The sequence below is a fragment of the Buttiauxella sp. B2 genome (assembly GCF_006376615.1).
In the GTDB taxonomy this organism is placed as follows: domain Bacteria; phylum Pseudomonadota; class Gammaproteobacteria; order Enterobacterales; family Enterobacteriaceae; genus Buttiauxella.
This window is the reverse complement of record NZ_VEXQ01000016.1, coordinates 22,763-40,409: the sequence shown is the minus strand read 5'-3', so window position 1 is coordinate 40,409 and position 17,647 is coordinate 22,763. Positions and strand designations below refer to the sequence as shown.

18 protein-coding genes are annotated in these 17,647 nt (G+C 49.7%); 7 read left to right on the top strand and 11 right to left on the bottom strand.

The genetic code is table 11. From position 1 onward, the window contains the following. Positions 1–6: 6 nt before the first annotated feature. The 5 genes from FH968_RS16760 to FH968_RS16740 all read right to left on the bottom strand — a co-directional run bounded on the left by FH968_RS16760 (position 7) and on the right by FH968_RS16740 (position 4,707). Positions 7–1,431: a sugar porter family MFS transporter gene (locus FH968_RS16760; protein WP_139881620.1), complete on the bottom strand. Its 1,425-nt coding sequence runs from the start codon at positions 1,429–1,431 to the stop codon at positions 7–9. A 27-nt stretch (positions 1,432–1,458) separates the two neighbouring features. Next, positions 1,459–2,328, bottom strand: coding sequence for an SMP-30/gluconolactonase/LRE family protein (locus FH968_RS16755; RefSeq protein ID WP_139881618.1), 870 nt, complete (start codon positions 2,326–2,328; stop codon positions 1,459–1,461). Between the two features lie 3 nt (positions 2,329–2,331). Beyond that, complete coding sequence (locus FH968_RS16750; RefSeq protein WP_139881616.1) at positions 2,332–2,979, bottom strand: 2-dehydro-3-deoxy-6-phosphogalactonate aldolase; 648 nt, start codon at positions 2,977–2,979, stop codon at positions 2,332–2,334. Next, positions 2,976–3,878 (bottom strand): 2-dehydro-3-deoxygalactonokinase, encoded by a 903-nt coding sequence (locus FH968_RS16745; protein ID WP_139881613.1) that lies wholly within the window; start codon positions 3,876–3,878, stop codon positions 2,976–2,978. Before FH968_RS16745 ends, FH968_RS16750 begins: the two co-directional genes overlap by 4 nt. A 97-nt stretch (positions 3,879–3,975) precedes the next feature. Beyond that, a complete protein-coding gene (locus FH968_RS16740) occupies positions 3,976–4,707 on the bottom strand; it encodes a FadR/GntR family transcriptional regulator (RefSeq protein ID WP_139881611.1) in 732 nt (243 codons plus the stop codon). Positions 4,708–4,909: 202 nt separating this feature from the next. Between FH968_RS16740 and rihC the strand changes: the two genes are divergently transcribed. The 3 genes from rihC to FH968_RS16725 all read left to right on the top strand — a co-directional run bounded on the left by rihC (position 4,910) and on the right by FH968_RS16725 (position 7,269). Then, complete coding sequence (gene rihC, locus FH968_RS16735; protein ID WP_139881609.1) at positions 4,910–5,827, top strand: ribonucleoside hydrolase RihC; 918 nt, start codon at positions 4,910–4,912, stop codon at positions 5,825–5,827. Between the two features lie 103 nt (positions 5,828–5,930). Next, on the top strand, positions 5,931–6,494 hold the full coding sequence (locus FH968_RS16730; protein WP_139881607.1) for a glucose-6-phosphate isomerase family protein: 564 nt from the start codon (positions 5,931–5,933) through the stop codon (positions 6,492–6,494). Further along, the gene (locus tag FH968_RS16725) at positions 6,487–7,269 is read left to right on the top strand and encodes a glucose-6-phosphate isomerase family protein (RefSeq protein ID WP_139881605.1); all 783 of its coding nucleotides are present in this window, start codon (positions 6,487–6,489) and stop codon (positions 7,267–7,269) included. The genes FH968_RS16730 and FH968_RS16725 overlap by 8 nt, the downstream gene beginning before the upstream one ends. A 56-nt stretch (positions 7,270–7,325) precedes the next feature. Here the strand turns inward: FH968_RS16725 and dkgA are convergent, their stop codons facing one another. Continuing rightward, positions 7,326–8,153 carry a 2,5-didehydrogluconate reductase DkgA gene (dkgA, locus tag FH968_RS16720; protein WP_139881602.1) on the bottom strand — a complete coding sequence of 276 codons (828 nt, stop codon included), beginning with the start codon at positions 8,151–8,153 and terminating at the stop codon, positions 7,326–7,328. A gap of 106 nt (positions 8,154–8,259) precedes the next feature. Then, positions 8,260–9,423 carry an alcohol dehydrogenase gene (gene yqhD, locus FH968_RS16715; RefSeq protein ID WP_139881600.1) on the bottom strand — a complete coding sequence of 388 codons (1,164 nt, stop codon included), beginning with the start codon at positions 9,421–9,423 and terminating at the stop codon, positions 8,260–8,262. Between the two features lie 191 nt (positions 9,424–9,614). On the opposite strand from yqhD, the gene FH968_RS16710 reads away from it, so the two are divergent. Then, positions 9,615–10,505, top strand: coding sequence for an AraC family transcriptional regulator (locus FH968_RS16710; protein ID WP_139881598.1), 891 nt, complete (start codon positions 9,615–9,617; stop codon positions 10,503–10,505). A 47-nt stretch (positions 10,506–10,552) separates the two neighbouring features. On the opposite strand, the gene FH968_RS16705 is transcribed toward FH968_RS16710, so the two are convergent. Next, positions 10,553–11,212, bottom strand: coding sequence for a DedA family protein (locus FH968_RS16705; protein WP_139881596.1), 660 nt, complete (start codon positions 11,210–11,212; stop codon positions 10,553–10,555). A 198-nt stretch (positions 11,213–11,410) separates the two neighbouring features. Further along, entirely contained in the window at positions 11,411–12,622 is a 1,212-nt protein-coding gene (metC, locus tag FH968_RS16700; protein ID WP_370451522.1) for a cystathionine beta-lyase, read from the bottom strand. Between the two features lie 164 nt (positions 12,623–12,786). On the opposite strand from metC, the gene exbB reads away from it, so the two are divergent. From exbB to FH968_RS16685, 3 genes are all read left to right on the top strand, one after another. Further along, on the top strand, positions 12,787–13,521 hold the full coding sequence (gene exbB, locus FH968_RS16695; protein WP_139881594.1) for a tol-pal system-associated acyl-CoA thioesterase: 735 nt from the start codon (positions 12,787–12,789) through the stop codon (positions 13,519–13,521). Positions 13,522–13,525: 4 nt separating this feature from the next. After that, positions 13,526–13,951 (top strand): TonB system transport protein ExbD, encoded by a 426-nt coding sequence (exbD, locus tag FH968_RS16690; RefSeq protein WP_139881592.1) that lies wholly within the window; start codon positions 13,526–13,528, stop codon positions 13,949–13,951. 260 nt (positions 13,952–14,211) lie between these two features. Then, positions 14,212–15,663, top strand: a complete 1,452-nt coding sequence (locus FH968_RS16685) for a methyl-accepting chemotaxis protein (RefSeq protein WP_139881590.1) — start codon at positions 14,212–14,214, stop codon at positions 15,661–15,663. A gap of 42 nt (positions 15,664–15,705) precedes the next feature. Here FH968_RS16685 and fucA read toward each other — a convergent pair whose 3' ends face one another. After that, positions 15,706–16,353, bottom strand: coding sequence for an L-fuculose-phosphate aldolase (fucA, locus tag FH968_RS16680; protein WP_139881588.1), 648 nt, complete (start codon positions 16,351–16,353; stop codon positions 15,706–15,708). Between the two features lie 187 nt (positions 16,354–16,540). Beyond that, positions 16,541–17,539, bottom strand: a complete 999-nt coding sequence (locus tag FH968_RS16675; RefSeq protein WP_139881586.1) for a LacI family DNA-binding transcriptional regulator — start codon at positions 17,537–17,539, stop codon at positions 16,541–16,543. Positions 17,540–17,647 lie beyond the last annotated feature (108 nt).

Below are 17,647 nucleotides of genomic sequence, written 5' to 3'. Positions count from 1 at the left end.
AATTTTTTATTCTGTTGTGGCTGTTTGTCCGATATTTCCGTTTTGCGGCAGACCGATTTGGCGCAGCGGCAGGCCGCTCATCAAATTACGTTCGATGTGTTCCAGAGAAATACTTTTGGTTTCAGGGACGAAGAGAACAGTCAGTCCAATACAAATGACGTTCAGCACGCCATACAGCCAGAAGGTGTTCGGGCTGCCGATGGTGTCGATAAGCGTCAGGAAAGTGGCACCGATGATCATATTGGCAATCCAGTTCGCCATCGTGGAGCAGGTGACGCCAAAGTCGCGTCCGGCGAGCGGCTGGATTTCAGAACACAGCACCCAGATAAGCGGGCCTGCACTCATCGCAAAACCAGTGATGAAAATTAGCAGCACGATAACCGCAGCGTATTGTTCGGTTGGGTTAGTTATCCCGCTGTAGAACATATAACCGAGAATACCCATGCACACCGCCATGACCGAGAACCCTAGCTTGAGGATCGGTTTGCGTCCCCAACGGTCGACCAGCGCAATGGCAATAAAGGTGGCGAGAACGTTGGTTAAACCGGCGATAACCGTGCCCCACATTTGCTCTTTGGTGGTGGAGAACCCGGCGATCTCGAAGATCTTCGGCGCGTAGTACATGATCACCGTCATGCCGGTGAACTGCTGCATGAACTGGAGTAACACGCCCAAATAGGTGGAACGGCGGAAGTTTGCGTTGTGGCGGAAAAGCTGCAAACCGCGCTGTTTCATCTTCACACTTTCGCGGATCTGATTCAGTTCGTCCTGCGCTTCTTTGTCGGAATTACGCAGCAGTTTCAGCACTTTTCCTGCCAGCTCGTGTTTGTCTTTCATCGCTAGCCAGCGTGGGCTTTCAGGTAAGGTCAGCACGCCAACAAAGAGAATGATCGCCGGGAAGGTGATAACGCCAAGCATCCAGCGCCAGTGGCCACCTTCGCTCAGTGCGGTATCAGACAAAAATGCGGCCAGGATACCGATGGTAATCATCAATTGATAAAGCGAAATCATGCTGCCGCGGATACGTTCTGGTGCGATTTCAGACAAATACAACGGGGCGGTGAAGGAGGCAACGCCGACAGCCAGGCCGAGGATAAAACGCGATACGGAGAGGATTTCCATGTTGTGCGCAACGGCACAACCCACGGAACCAACCACAAACAGCACCGCACCCAGCAACAGGCTTTTCTTACGCCCAAGGCTTGAAGACATTGGGCCACTGCACAATGCGCCCAGTGCTGCACCCAACATCATGATACTGACCACGATTTCCTGGTGGTGGCTGCTTAAACCAAATTCGTTAGCAATAAAGGGGAGTGCGCCCGCGATAACGCCCATATCCAGGCCAAACAGCAACCCGGCTAGTGCCGCGAGGAAACAGACGAGGATCGTCTGGCGATTCGTATGTGTAGGATTAGAAATTGTGCTCATAATAACACCTTGAAAGTTATGAAAATTCTAGAGCCTGAATTTGCGGGCGAGTATGCCTGAATGAGTTGTTGTTATTTTTAAAACCGCGCCATCCAGGGCGACGGGTGCAGCGAGTCCTTCTCGTGCGGAAGTGATGTAGAGATCGGACAGATTTGGCCCTCCGAAGGTGCAACTGCTGGGTTGGCTAACCGGTAGTTTTAACTGGCTCGTTTCGGCCATTTTGTTGCCACTTATCTGGTAATGCGTCAGGGACGAACTGCCCCAGCAAGCGTTGATAAGTTCATTTTTGGTGGTGAGCGTTGAACCGTCTGGAATACCGGATACTTGATATTCTTGTTTGATGTGCAGGCCATCTGATTGCAACGTTGCGCGGTAAAACGTGTGGCGTAGTGAATCGGCGAACCAGATATTTCCATCAATCCATTGCAGGGTGTTGGGGACTAACTGGCCGCCCAGCAGGCGTTGGGGAACAGGCATTGAACGGCTAACTCGATACCAACTTCCGATAGCTTTTTGAGCCGTTGGGTCCATAGTGCTAAACCACAGCGAACCATCTGGCGCAATCGCGGCTTCGTTGGGGCGCGTTCCCGCCGCATCATCAGGCCATTCGCAAAGCGGGCTAAATTGCTGATTCTGATAGTTGTACCCAGAGATCCCGCTCTGGCTTACCACCAGAAATGTCTCGGGCAGGGTTGTCAGCAGTACCGCGCTGGTGAAAACAGGCATCGGGTGAACATCAATGCGTCCGGCCTGATTCGGCCAGTAGCGCAGCAGACGGTTTTGCAGAATATCGACCCACAGCAGCGAATCGCTGTGGCTACACCACACCGGCGTTTCACCCAACTGAGCACGATAATCACCAATAACCTCGACGTTCCCACCGATGAACTGATTCATGATTTACTCCGCACACTCGCGCCAGGCTTGTTGATATGCCAGTGCACGTTCACGCAGCAAAGCCATGCTCATTCCCGCCTGATATAACCCACCGCCCAGGCCGAAACCGTTGGCTCCTGCCTGCATGTAACTCCTCATTTGTACTGCGTTAGGCTGAATACCGCCAACTGGCAACAGCGCCACTTCGCGTGGTACTACTGCGCGAAAAGCTTTGGTAATCACTGGGCTGACATGTTCGGCTGGGAACAGTTTCAGGGCGCTGGCTCCGGCTGCAATGGCGCTGAACGCTTCGCTTGGTGTCATGATGCCCGGCATGCTTATCAAGCCAAGTTTGCTGGTGTGGCGGATAACGTCAGGGCAGCAGTTCGGGGAGATAATCAATTGGCCGCCGCATTCGGCAACAGCATCCACTTGTTCGACGGTAAGCACCGTACCCGCGCCAACGTAGCCGCGTTTGCCTACGACATCGCGCATAAGGCTAATCGACTCCAGTGGCGACGGACTGTTAAGCGGCACTTCCAGATAACGGAATCCGCATTCCAACAAAATGTCTGCCGCTTCGGCAGCTTCGGCTGGCGTAATGCCACGCAATATGGCGACCAGCGGTAGCGGCTCTTGTTGCCACTGGGTAATGAAATTTTCTGGGCTCATGATTGATTTCCCTGGAGCTGGGTGAATAGGTGCCACAGGCCATGAATGAAACATTCATGACCATTGACCGGAGAAAGATTCAGATCCATCTGGCTTGCCGCAAGCTCATAGCGGGCGGTCAGCGAGGGGCTGCCAACTACCCACGCGAGTTGCCCTGTGGGGAGCGCCTGCAATTCGTAACCGATGGTTAAACCAGACAGATAGCTGTGGACGTGGGCTTCGTTTATTTCACCCACCAGACGACGGGTGCGTGCTGAAAAGATTAAATGAGTGAAGGGCGCACCCCGCATCGCGGTTCTCACACCTAGAAGGAAGGCTTCGTTATTTTCCCGTTGCTCCGGCAATGCGCGGCCAAGAATAGAATGTTGGGATAACAGTGAGAAAATTTCACCTGTCATAAATGTGGAGAATGACGTTATCTCGCCCTGGCGCAGTTGCGCATGTTTGCTGTGCGTGCCGGGCAGTAACGCGAAATGTTCATCTGCGGGATATAAAGCACTCAAGCCGAAAAGCTGCACTTCTTCACCGCGCATCACGTCTGGCTGGTCAAACTGACTGATGGCGTTAGCGCCGGGAATCAGCCATGCCGGGCTACCCCATGGAGTGGTAAAGGCCAGCGTGTGTGATACCAAATCTTGGGCATTGCACGGCAAAGGTACGTAGGGTACTTCATGCCAGCCCTGCTGCGAACCTACCATGCCTGCCATCACAATCGGCAAATTGCCGTATTGCTCAAGCCACGTTTGCAACAGGTATTGCAGAGTCGGGGCAAATTGATCTTTTTCGACGGATAACAGCCCACAGGTCTGGCTTATACGGGAAAGTTGCTGTGCTCCTTGCATTAAGAATGCACGGAAGTTAGTGGTTCCCCAATCGATGGCAATCCAGTTATTGTTCATTCAAGTAATACAAACCATGTAATCTTGTAGTACAAGAATCTTAAGGCATAAAAAGACCACAATGTGTGAGGGCGATCGAAATTACGTCAGTTGGTGATCAAATGATGTGATCGAACATTTCCGGGCGATCTTGCCAGATGCGTTTTTTGGCGGCATTAAGCAAAATGCTGCGCATTTGCAGGCGAGCTTTATCGACTTGTTTAAGGCGAATGGCATCAAACAGCAGGAAGTGTTCATCAACGGCGGCTTTGGTCTGACGCACGTCTTTTTCTAGAGTCTGTCGAAAGGAGAGCGCCATCGCTGCGGAAAGTGCGTTGCCTAGCGCTAAAAGAAAGGGGTTATGTGTGGCGCGTAATAAAGCATGGTGAAACGCCATGTCACCTTCTTCAAACAAAGATCTTTGCGCATCGAGTTGGCCTTTACGCATTAACTGAAGTGCATCTTCCATGGCGGCTAGATCGTGTCCGTTGGCATTTAGTGCAGCAAGCGTTGCCACGTTTGGCTCAAAAATCAGACGTGTCACGATCAGTTGCTCAACCAGTTTCAGATCAAGTTCACCTTCTGCTAGCCATCCCAACACATCAATATCCAAAAGGCTCCACTGCTCCCGGGTATTCACTGTGCTTCGTTTTTTGGCCTGAATCGAGATAAGCCCCTTCGCCGCCAGAACCTGGAGTGCATTGCGTACCGAAGTTCGGGAAACTTCATATTCGGCAGCCAGTTCGTTTTCACCAGGTAGTGAAAGCCCCGGCGCGAGATCGCCGTGCATAATGCGTCGCGCAAGATGTTGAGTGACGAATTCTGAAATGTTTGCCTGTGGGAGCTTCATTACACTTTCTCGGTCGTGTTAGCACATGGAAATGAGCTACATAGTAAGCTAATCACACCGTATGTACCTAATATACCCGTCATCCTGGGGTGTTGGCTGCACTCACTTACCCCAGTCACTTACTAAAGTAAGCTCCTGGGGATAAGCTCCCTTGCCGCCTACCTGCAACTCGAATGCTAAAGGGTATTAAAGAGAGTAATTTATGAGTAAAACTTCAATCATTCTCGACACCGATCCGGGTATCGATGACGCAGTTGCCATTGCAGCGGCACTTTTTGCCCCACAGCTTGATTTAAAACTTCTGACGACGGTCGCCGGGAACGTTAGCGTTGAGAAAACCACGCGTAATGCTCTACAGCTTATGCACTTCTGGCAGAAGAACATTCCGGTTGCCAAAGGTGCCGCAGCCCCGTTGGTGCGTAAACTGCGCGATGCCGCTTATGTACATGGCCAGTCTGGTATGGAGGGTTACGCATTCGTTGAACATCAGCGCAAACCATTGGATAAACCCGCTTTTCAGGCCATTTATGAATGTTTAAATGCAAGTCCTGAAACCATCACGCTGGTGGCAATTGGTCCATTAACTAATATTGCGCTATTGCTCATCCAGTATCCGGAATGCAAAGCGAAGATCAAACGCCTGGTTATCATGGGCGGTTCGGCGGGACGCGGCAACTTCACGCCAAATGCGGAATTTAATATCGCCATTGACCCGGAAGCAGCGGCGCGCGTGTTTGAAAGCGGGCTGGAAATCGTGATGTGCGGTCTGGACGTCACCAATCAGGCGATGCTCAGCCCAGAATATCTGACAACGCTCCCAAACCTGAATCAAACCGGGAAAATGCTGCACGCGCTGTTTAGTCATTATCGCAGCGGCAGTATGTCGGCGGGTTTGAGAATGCATGACCTCTGCGCTATCGCCTGGCTGGTGAAACCAGAATTGTTCCATACCAAACCGTGCTTTGTCGCGGTGGAAACTCGCGGTGAATTCACGGCGGGTACTACGGTTGTGGATATAGAACAGCGCTACCAGCGCGAACCAAACGCCCATGTGGCGCTGGATCTGGATATAGCTGGTTTCCAGCGCTGGGTTGCAGAAGTGCTGGTGTTGGCTCCCTGATTAATTAACGCGACACAGATCTACTTTCTTCGGCCTGATAATAGGGTTAATCGATTAACCTGTTATGCTGATTGTGCAGTTCTCCTTGGGCCGGAGAAACAAAATGAATATTCCTGTCAGCTTGCCACCTGGTGTGGCATTCCTTAATGGCCATTTCACGGCTGAAGATATGATCACTAAGATCACGCATTGCGGTGATCTTGCTGGCGTATTCCACGATCAAATTACCTGGCAGTCGATCCCCTCAGAAACGACAATCTATCAAGTTGAGATGCTGAAATCGCCACAGGGGGAAGGCGAGCTTTTCGTCGGCACTACGCATTTGAATCCAGGACGTGTTGGTGATGAGTTTTATATGACTCGCGGGCATTTCCATCAACGTCGTGAGCAAGGCGAGGTGTACTTCGGCTTGCGTGGTAGCGGATTATTACTGCTTCAGAACGAGCAGGGCGAAGCGCGGCTTGAACAAGTATCGCCAGGCTCCGTGCATATTATTCCTGGATTTACCGCACATCGCTTGATCAACACCGGAACGGAAGTTCTCTCAGCACTTGCCGTCTGGCCGAGTATTGCCGGACATGATTACGCTGCTCTGGCGCAGGGCTTTTCATTGCGCGTTGTTTTGCAGGACGGAAAAATTCAGGCCAAAGAGGTGCAAAATGGCTGAACCGCACCTGAGTTTTGGGTTGGATATGAAGATCCACCACCATCCTATGGGGTTTAGCTACGGCGAAGAAGTTATCGGGCCGGTACCAGAAATCCGTAAGCTTGATCAGATCCGTGCATCACTGCGCGATCCGCACTGCAAAGGGCCGGAAGATGTTTATGCGATCGTCATGGATGTGGCGCGCTTGCAGGATCGTGAAGAACTTCGAAAGCGCATGCTGCTGTTTGGCGTGGTGACTTACGCTTCCGGGCAATTGGGCGATGAACCGATTCGCAGCCAGGGGCATATTCACCGAATCAGCAGCCACAGCGGCTGGTCGCCTCCAGAGCTTTATGAAATCTGGCAGGGAAAAGCGATTATCTACATGCAGGAAAATGTCGCTGACGATCCGGGACGCTGTTTTGCCGTTTGTGCAGGGCCTGGCGAAAAAGTGCTGGTACCACCAGGTTGGGCGCATGCCACTATTTCCGCATCACCCGATGAACCGTTGACGTTTGGTGCCTGGTGCGACAGAGAATATGGTTTCGAATATGATGCTGTACGGGCGTATAAAGGGCTGGCGTGGTATCCGCTGTTGCAGGATGAACACATCGCCTGGCAGCATAATCGCCATTATATGCCGGGGCGTTTGCAGGTGACTTCGCCGCGTTGTTATACCGAATTTGGGATTACCGATGGTCCGCTGTATCAGCAGTTTATTGAGGATCCTGCACGATTTCAGTTTATTTCGAAACCGGGACTAGCAAGCCAAAAGTGGGTGAATTTTCACCCTTAAAATCACCCGGCTCTTTTCCATCAGGATAAGGGCCGGGATGAGGATTATTTTAAAGATCAGCCGCCAAATACGTCGGGATCTGGCCCCAATCGCTTGCCGCTATCCAACTTCGCAATCTCGCCTAACTCGTCTTTATCCAGTCGGAAATCAAATACGTCGAAGTTCTCTGCAATGCGCGATGGCGTAACTGACTTCGGAATCACCACCAGGCCGCTATCCAGGTGCCAACGAATAACAATCTGCGCCGGAGTTTTACCGTATTTGTCCGCCAGATCGCGGATGATTTTCTTATCAAACACGCCTTCGCCACCTTGAGCCAACGGGCTCCAGGATTCGGTCTGGATCTTGTGAGTCGCATTCCAGGAATGAAGCTGGCGTTGTTGCAGCAATGGATGCAGTTCAATCTGGTTGATAACCGGTGAAACACCCGTTTCATCAATCAAACGCTGGAGATGGTTGAGTTGGAAATTACAGACGCCGATACTTTTGGCGAGCCCCTGTTTTTGCAGCTCAATCAGTCCTTTCCAGGCTTCAACATAATGATCTTTGCTGGGCACTGGCCAGTGCATCAAATACAGATCGACATAATCCAACTGTAGTTTTTCGAGGCTTTCTTCCAGTGCCTGACGCGGACGTTGCTGATCGTCATTCCACAGCTTGGTGGTGATAAACAGTTCATCACGCGGAATTCCGGCATGTTTTAGCGCGTTGCCCACGCCGTCTTCATTTTTGTACGCGGCCGCGGTATCAATGGAGCGATAGCCGACTTCCAGCGCTTTATTGATTGCAATCAGGACCTGGTCGTTGCTGGCTTGCCAGACGCCGAGACCTAATTGTGGCATCACATTCCCATCCTGGAGCTTGATTATAGTTGGGTTTGCCATGTATTCCTCCTTAATCAAATGATACGACTGGGGCTATGCCCCAGCGTAATAATGCATTTAAGTCTGGACCAAATACTCAAAAACGAAAACAAAAGGGCTAAATTACTTAGCGTGCAGCTTCGTAAATACGACGGCTCACATCCAGAGTGATGTCCTGATTTTCACCCAGTTGCGTCATGCCTTTTTCTTCCAGTTTAACCAGCAATGCCGGGATTGAGCTGCCATCCAGACCGTAAGCGGACAGGCGAGTTGGTGCACCCATTTGCTCGAAGAAATTACGTGTTGCATCAATTGCCGCATCAATACGTTCTTCTTCGGAGCCGTCGGTGATATTCCATACACGCTCAGCGTATTGCAGCAGTTTGCCGCGTTTTTCGTTACGTTTTTCATTCAGCAAAGAAGGCAGAACGACTGCCAGAGTCTGAGCATGATCCAGGCCATGCATCGCCGTCAGTTCGTGACCCAGCATATGCGTTGCCCAGTCCTGCGGTACGCCAGCACCAATCAGGCCGTTTAACGCCATGGTCGCAGCCCACATTACGTTGGCACGCACGTCATAGTTTTCTGGCTCTTCCAGCGCTTTCGGGCCGTCTTCAACCAGCGTTAGCAGAATGCCTTCGGCAAAGCGGTCTTGCACTTTGGCATTCACCGGATAGGTGATGTACTGCTCAACGGTATGGACAAACGCATCAACCACGCCGTTTGCGACCTGACGCGGTGGCAAAGTGTAGGTATAAACCGGGTCAAGAACGGCGAATACAGGCTGCACGTGTTCAGACATAAATGCCTGTTTGTCACCTGTTGAACGGCGAGAAACAACCGCGCCTTTGTTAGATTCAGAACCGGTTGCAGGAAGCGTCAACACCGAACCCATCGGGATTGCGCTTTTAACGTCATCACCGCGAGTCAGCAAGATATTCCACGGATCTTGATTGAGTGGGTAGTTAGCTGCCGCTGCGATAAATTTAGTACCGTCCAGCACAGAACCACCACCGACCGCTAACAGGAAAGTCACTTTCTGTTGGCGCACGACTTCCACGGCTTTCATCAGTGTTTCGTAAGTTGGGTTAGGTTCTATGCCGCTAAACTCCAGCACGTCCAGCCCTTCGAGTGCGGCGTAAACCTGGTCCAGTACGCCATTTTTCTTCACGCTGCCGCCGCCGTAAGTAATCAGTACACGGGCATCGGTTGGAATTTGTGCGCGCAATTCAGAAATGGCACCTTTACCAAACAGGATGCGAGTCGGGGTATGTAGGTTGAAGTTGTTCATTATTAATTTCCCGTAGTGGCTTATTAAAGACATTGCTTATCGAATTTGATGGTACCCATTGTCGACCCGTGACCGCTATCCCTCAATGCTTATTCCTGCCTTTGTCTTGCCTATTTCTCCTGGTGACTGGAGGAATGATAAAATTAGTTGCACACTGATACTGTCAGAAAAACCTTGTGGAGCGGCAGGATATGAAGCGGGAAGCGATTTGCCAGCAATTAACGGATAAGATTAATTCTTTGATACAAAAAGATAATAGTGGCCTGAGTTCCCTGCCTAATGTGAATTTATTGTATGGCACTAAGCCTTATGCCCGCACGCCGGTCATGTATGAACCGGGGATCATTATTCTCTTTTCCGGTCATAAAACGGGTTATTTGAACGATCGTATTTTTCGCTACGATGCTAACGAATACCTGCTGCTTACTGTTCCACTGCCGTTTGAATGTGAAACCTTCGCCACGCCTGATGTACCACTGGCTGGTGTGCGTATTAATATCGATATTTTGCAGCTTCAGGACTTGCTGATGGATATCGGCGAGGATGATTTATTGCACCCGCAAACCTGCTCAACCGGGATTAACTCCGCTAAGCTTTCTGAAGAAATTCTCTGCGCGGCTGAACGTTTATTGGATGTGCTCGAACACCCTCTTGATGCGCGTATTTTGGGTAAACAAATTATCCGCGAGATTCTCTATCACATACTGGTGGGGTCGTGCGGTGCGGCACTGCTGGCGTTGGTAAGCCGGCAAACGCATTTCAGCCTGATAAGTCGTGTGCTCAGGCGTATTGAAACGCAATACACCGAGAACCTTTCAGTCGATCAATTGGCCGCAGAAGCGAACATGAGCGTCTCGGCGTTCCATCACAACTTTAAGTCCGTTACCAGTACCTCGCCGTTGCAATATCTCAAGAGCTATCGTCTGCATAAAGCGCGGATGCTGATTTTGCATGATGGGATGAAGGCCAGCACTGCGGCAATTCGCGTAGGCTATGAAAGCGCATCGCAATTTAGCCGTGAGTTTAAGCGCTACTTTGGTGTGACGCCGGGGGAAGATGCTGCTCGGATGAGGATGATATAGCAGGAATTGCAGAGTGGATAATTCGATATTATCCACTTTGTAATTGCTTACGCAGGATTAAATTTTTTCCTGATAACCACAAACACTGTTCCAACCAGGCCCGCAACCAGCAGCACCATTGGTAGGATCATCAGACAGGTCATTACCTGGTCTTCGTGGCGTTTCACAAACGGAATCATGCTCAGAGCATAACCCAAGCTGCTCACGCTACCGACCCATAGCAGTCCACTTAACCAGTTAAACACCTGGAAGCGGCGGTTACTAAGCCCGGAGATCCCCGCCATTGTTGGCAATAATGTGCGCACAAACGCCAGAAAACGCCCGGCTAGCAGGGCGAATAAACCGTGTCGGTCGAACATTACCGTTGCACGTTGATGATACTGTGGCGGCAACTGCCGCAGCCAACTTTTCACTGCTTTGGTATTACCCAGCCAGCGGCCTTGCGCATAGCTTAACCAGCAACCGAGACTTGCCGCCATGGTTAAAATAATGACCGTCGGGACAAAATCCATGACCCCTTTTGCTACTAGTGCTCCAGCGAGTAATAGCAAACTGTCGCCGGGCAAAAACGAGGCAGGCAGCAATCCATTTTCGAGAAACAGCGTCGCAAACATGACGCAATAAACCACTCCAACAACATGAGGGTCCGCGAGTGCAGCAAAGTCATGTTGCCAAAGCGCCTGAACAATATTGTGTATAACAGCCATGGCAAATCCTGTGGAACAACTTAAATTGGCACGCCTGAATCTAAAGCAGTTAGCTTAGGTGCACCTTAGTTTTAGAAACTTACTTTTATTTAGAGATATAGTGTAACGCTAAATGGCCTGCGACATCTTGATCGCAGGCTCAACAAATCATCACGAAATAGAAAAAACTGTCCGTTCAGGCGTCCACATCTGGCAATTTTAGGCGATACGTTGGAAACCTGCGTTTAGATCGGCAATCAGATCATCCACATTTTCCAGGCCAATATGAACACGAACTAACGTCCCGGTGAAGTCAATTCCTCCCGCCGGGCGAATTTCAGCAAGCTCTTCCGGTTGGTTGGCTAGGATAAGCGATTCATAGCCTCCCCAGGAATAGGCCATGCTGAAATAGTGGAAATGGTCCAGGTAGTTTTGATATTGCTCACTATCTAAACGCTTTTTCAGTACAAATGAGAACAAACCGCTGCTACCTGTAAAGTCTCGTTTCCAGAACTCATGCCCTTTACTGCCGGGCAATGCAGGGTGATTAACGCGTTCAACCTGCGGGTGCTGCGCCAGCCATTCGGCAATTTTCAAGCTGCTTTCATGATGTTGGCGCAGACGCACACCTAAGGTGCGTAAACCTCGGCTGGTCATGTAGGCCGTATCGGCATCCAGCATTTGCCCCATCAGATAAGAGTTCTCACGTAGCTGATCCCAACAGCGGGCATTGGAAACCGCAGTACCAACCATCGCATCTGAATGACCAATCAGGTACTTGGTGCCAGCCTGAATCGAAATATCGATACCAAAATCCAGTGCCTTAAACAGAATTCCTGCCGCCCAAGTATTATCAATCATGATAATGGCTTCTGGGGCTACGCTGCGTATTGCCTTAACAATGGCTGGAATGTCATGTACTTCCATTGTGATAGAGCCAGGGGATTCCAGAAATACGACTTTAGTATTGGGTTGCACCAGTTTAGCAATACCTGCGCCAATCATTGGGTCAAACCAGGTGGTAGTTACGCCCAGTTTGGCGAGGATTTTGGTGCAGAAATCCTGGGTTGGTTCATAAGCGCTGCCAGTTACCAGCACATTATCGCCATGCTCGACGAATGCCAGAATTGCGTTGGCAACCGCCGCTGCGCCACAAGGATAAAGTGCGCAACCTGCGCCACCTTCCAGTTCACACATAGCCTCTTGTAGTGAAAAATGGGTGAGGGTGCCGCGGCGGCCATAAAATAGCTCGCCTTTAGCGCGGTTAGCCGTCGCCTGCTTTTTGGCTTCAACATTTTCAAACACCAACGATGAAGCGCGTTGAATGACACTGTTAACTGAACCTTGGGTGAATTTTTTATCGCGTCCGGCATTAACCAGCGCCGTTTCAATGTGCTTCGCAGTCATGTTCACTTTACCCTGTTTAACCATCTGGATGTCCAAATATAACTTATCATGCTTTTGCTGCGTAAGCGCAAGGAATGGATAGACAATTTAAGGCACTCTTTAAATACTAATGAGAACTACTATCAATTCGATGCCGTTTTGATATTATTGCGCACAGTTTTTGTATTATTTCGTGGTGGAGAGTAAGAGTGACGAATAATTTGATGCAGACAGACCTCTCTGTCTGGGGCATGTATCAACATGCCGACATCGTGGTAAAAATTGTGATGATCGGCCTGATTCTGGCCTCTGTCGTCACATGGGCCATCTTCTTTAGCAAAAGCGTTGAACTGATTTCGCAAAAGCGCCGTCTTAAGCGTGAACAGCAACAACTGGCTAATGCCCGCTCTCTGAATGAAGCCAGTGAAATGGCCGATACATTTGATGCGAAAAGCCTCAGCACCATGCTTATTAATGAAGCGCAGAATGAGCTGGAACTTTCCGCTGGTAGTGAAGACAACGAAGGTATTAAAGAACGTACCGGTTTCCGTCTGGAGCGTCGCGTTGCGGCTGTAGGTCGTCATATGGGACGTGGCAACGGCTTCCTTGCGACCATCGGTGCAATTTCACCGTTTGTCGGTCTGTTTGGTACGGTCTGGGGCATCATGAACAGCTTTATTGGTATTGCGCAATCGCAAACTACTAACCTGGCTGTTGTTGCTCCGGGGATTGCAGAAGCATTGTTGGCAACGGCTATCGGCCTGGTTGCAGCAATTCCTGCGGTTGTTATCTATAACGTGTTTGCCCGTGTGATTGGCGGCTATAAAGCTTCTCTGGGTGATGTCGCAGCCCAAGTTCTGCTGCTGCAAAGCCGTGACCTGGATTTAGAAGCCAGCTCTCAGGCTCGCCCGGTACGTACGGCTCAGAAACTGCGTGTAGGTTGATACCATGGCTTTGCGTTTAAACGAAAATCTCGACGATAACGGTGAGATGCATGAAATCAACGTGACACCGTTTATCGATGTTATGTTGGTCCTGCTGATTATCTTTATGGTCGCAGCACCACTTGCAACGGTGGATGTGAAGGTAAATCTTCCTGCGTCCTCAAGCCAGCCACAACCGCGTCCTGAAAAGCCGGTTTATCTATCAGTCAAAGCCGATCACAAGATGTTTATTGGTAATGATGAAGTGACCAAAGAGAGCATGATCAACGCTCTGATGGCGGCGACTGACGGCAAGAAAGACACCACGATTTTCTTCCGCGCAGACAAAACAGTTGATTACGAAACAATGATGAATGTGATGGATACGCTGCATCAGGCAGGGTATTTAAAGATTGGTTTAGTGGGGCAGGAAGTCACCAAACCCCAGTAAGAACTCAATTTAGCATTTCGAAGCGGCCTGTTAGTTGAACTAACCGGCCGTTTTTCTTTTCTACACCCAATTCAGTATTCCATCCCGCGTATTTTCATTAGCTCATCGCTGTTATCTGACTTAATTCAAATTATAAAAATCACCCGATCTTATTATTGTGAACACAAGAAAAATACATTCAGCCTAACAATATCTATCTATGCTATTTCTATACGGGATGGTTCACCCTGGAAATTAATATCAAAAGTGTGGGTAACTTAATGGCAACGATGACTGCTTTGCGTACCAACAACAAACAGCCTGACATGGTATCTCTTGCGAGCATTTACCTGCATGCTGATGTACTGATGTTTTTTGTGGTGTGGGGATTATTCGTTATTTCACTGGTTGTAGGTTGGGCATACGATTCACTTCCTGTGGCACTAATAGTGGGTAGCCTGCTTGCCGTGAGTTCCAGCATTATCAAAGTGTTACTGCCTGGTAAGTTATTTACGCGTTTATTCTATGCTTTCACATTAGTGGGTTTCGCGGCTCTACTCATTCAATTAGGAGAGGGTGAAACTGAATATCACTTTTCAGTTTTTGTATTACTGTCTGCATTATTAGCTTACCGAGATTATCGCCCTGTATTAATGGGAGCGGCGGTGGCAGCTATTCATCATGTATTATTTGCATGGTTACAAGCGAACGGTTTATTCGGTATTAACTGCTTCATGCATCCGGGTGTTCATATGGTGGTATTCCACGCCATATTCGTGGTGGCGCAAACGGCGATACTCATTTATATGGCATTGCGTATGGCAGACGACGCCCGTTCAGCCAGCGAAGTGGCACAGCTGGCTGCGCAGATAAACCATCAGCCGGGATGCCTGACGCTCACGCGCAGTGAAAAAGAAAGCCGCACTCCCTTTGCTAAAACCTTTAATACCACGCTGACTACCATGCGGAATACTCTCAGTCAGGTGAGCCAGGGCGTAGCGTCTGTGCTGACTGCATCGGAAAGCATTATCCAACGTAATGCTGCATTGTCTAAACGTACAGACGAACAGGCAGCAGCGCTTGCGGTTGCCGCCAGCGCCATGGAACAACTGAGTTCGGCGGCGGTTGTCACCAGCGAAAAAGCGCAAGGTGCGAGGATGCTGGCCACGCAAGCGAGCGGCATTGCCACGAAAGGCGGCGTAAGTATTGATGATGCGACACAAACCATGGAGCAAATTCGCGAACAGTCAGGGCGCATCAGTAACATTCTCGAACTGATTGATGGTATCGCCTTCCAGACAAATATTCTGTCGCTGAATGCGTCCGTTGAAGCAGCACGTGCGGGGGCTCATGGTCGTGGATTTGCGGTTGTCGCCTCTGAAGTTCGTACGCTGGCATTACGCTGTGAAAACGCGGCTAAAGATATTCGCCAGTTGGTCAGTGTATCGGTAGAGTGCACCAGAACTGGTTCACAGCAGGTGGGAAATGCCGGGCAAACCATGCGTGAAGTCATTGGCTCGATCAATGCCCTGGCAGAGTTGGTGGAAGAACTTTCTGACATGAGCGACCAGCAGAGTATTAGCATCACGCAAATGAATGACAGCATTGCCAGCATTGATGAAAGTGTTCAGGAAAATGTGGAACACACTGCACAAACCGTGCAGGCGGCGCGCCAGCAGCAGCAGCAGGCCGATGGCTTACAACAGGCGATTTCAGTGTTTCGTCTGGCCTGAAAACCCAGCGCCGGGGGAAAACCTCGGCGCTGACAGTCCTTCTTAATCCTCAATACGCAATCCGTAGGTTTTGAATTTCTCCAGCACAATGGCAATTTCTTCATCAGGCAGAACCGGTACCGGATCGACAATGGCGAGTGTTGTAAGGTACAGCCGCGCCAGCACTTCCACTTCGTGCGCCAGCCACAATGCTTTTTGCAGATTCTCCTCGCAGGCAATCAGGCCGTGATGTTGCAGCAACGTGGCTTTGCGATCTTTCATCGCTTGATAGACATATTCAGACAGCTTTTGAGTGCCAAACGTGGCGTATGGCGCACAAGGAACGGAGTTCCCACCCGCGACGGCAATCATGTAGTGAATGGCAGGAATAGGGCGGTTGAGAATCGACAGCGCCGTGCAGTGAACGGCATGGTTATGCACCACGGCGTTGGCGTCTGGCCTCGCCTGGTAAACCGCAAGATGAAATCGCCACTCGCTGGAAGGAATTTTCCCAGCTTCAAACTGGCCATCGGAATCAACAAAGACAATATTCGATTCAGTTAAGCGGTCGTAAGGTGTACCGGTTGGGGTAATTAACATACCACCCTGATAACGCACACTCACATTCCCTGCCGTTCCCTGGTTTAACCCCAGGCGCGTCATTTCAAGACAGGTATCTATGATTTCACGAGCCAATACATCTCTTTCCATTTCTTTTCTCCACAATAATAGTTAATACGGAATTCCGAAAATAGAAATGCAATGAATCTATACCCAGAATATCTGTAACTCGAATGCTCATGGGCATACAAAAATGTTGATTCATTTTTCGCATGAAAAATTAAAATTGAATGTAAGGGTAAATAGATATTTACCCTTTATACTTTTGAAATAATGCTTAGTAATTACCCTCACGTTTAATCAGCATCATATTAACCTTTTCAGTGTGCATTGCCGGTTTCCCGTCGATGGCATGCTGCATCAACTCAAATGCTTTCTCAGCCCAGGTATCTTCATCCTGGCGCATTGACCAGACATTGTTGGATAAAAACCCGAGCATTGGATGCTCATCGAAAGTGCCGATATTGATGTGCTGAGGAATAGCTCCGCAATGCTCGCGAATGGTTTTAACAGCACCTTCGAGCATTGGCAGCGAAGAGGCGATAAAGGCATCCGGTACACCAGCCCGCGCGATAAGTTCTTTCATCAATTGCGCACCGCCTTCCGGCGTATTGTCTTGCGCTTCCGCGACCCAGTTTTCCGCACCTAACGCGTTTTGCTCCAGCGCATGCAGATAACCTTGCAAACGGTCATGGATACTGGGCAAAGCCGTGTCACCGACTAAGAACCAAAGTGGTTTTTTCCCGGCATCAAGCATTGATTCGGTAAGCGTGACGCCACCCGCAAAGTTATCACTCTCGACCAGAGCGTTATCGGTAAATTTGAAATCACGGTCGAGTAACACCAGTGGTTTTTTTACCTGACGTAAATGATGCTGCTGGTTTTCTAGCGTCGAAGGCGCAATAAACAGCCCATCCACATTGCGGGCAATAAGGGCTTTGACCAGTTTGTTCTCATAATCAACGTCGTTATAAGTACAGCTGATCATTAATTGCAAACCAGACTTACGACAGCGTAATTCTAATTTCTCTGCCAACGTGGCAAAAAAGACGTTGGAGATGCAAGGGATAATTAACCCTAGCGTGTCAGTTTTATTTAACTTCAGACTGCGAGCTGAATGATTAATGGTATAGCCGTAACGTTCTACATGTTCATTAATACGGGTCTGGGTTTTCAGACTAATGCGGTATTGTTCCGCTTTCCCGCTTAATACCAGTCTCACCGTCGTTACCGACAAACTGAGATCCGTTGCGATCTGTTCTACCGTCTTCGCCATAACCGTTTTTCCCAGTCCGTTTTCAAAAAATGGCTGCCATTATAAATCCAAAACTTCAAACACCCACCGCAGTTTGTCATTCTCACCGGACAGCCCCTTTGCGTTAGC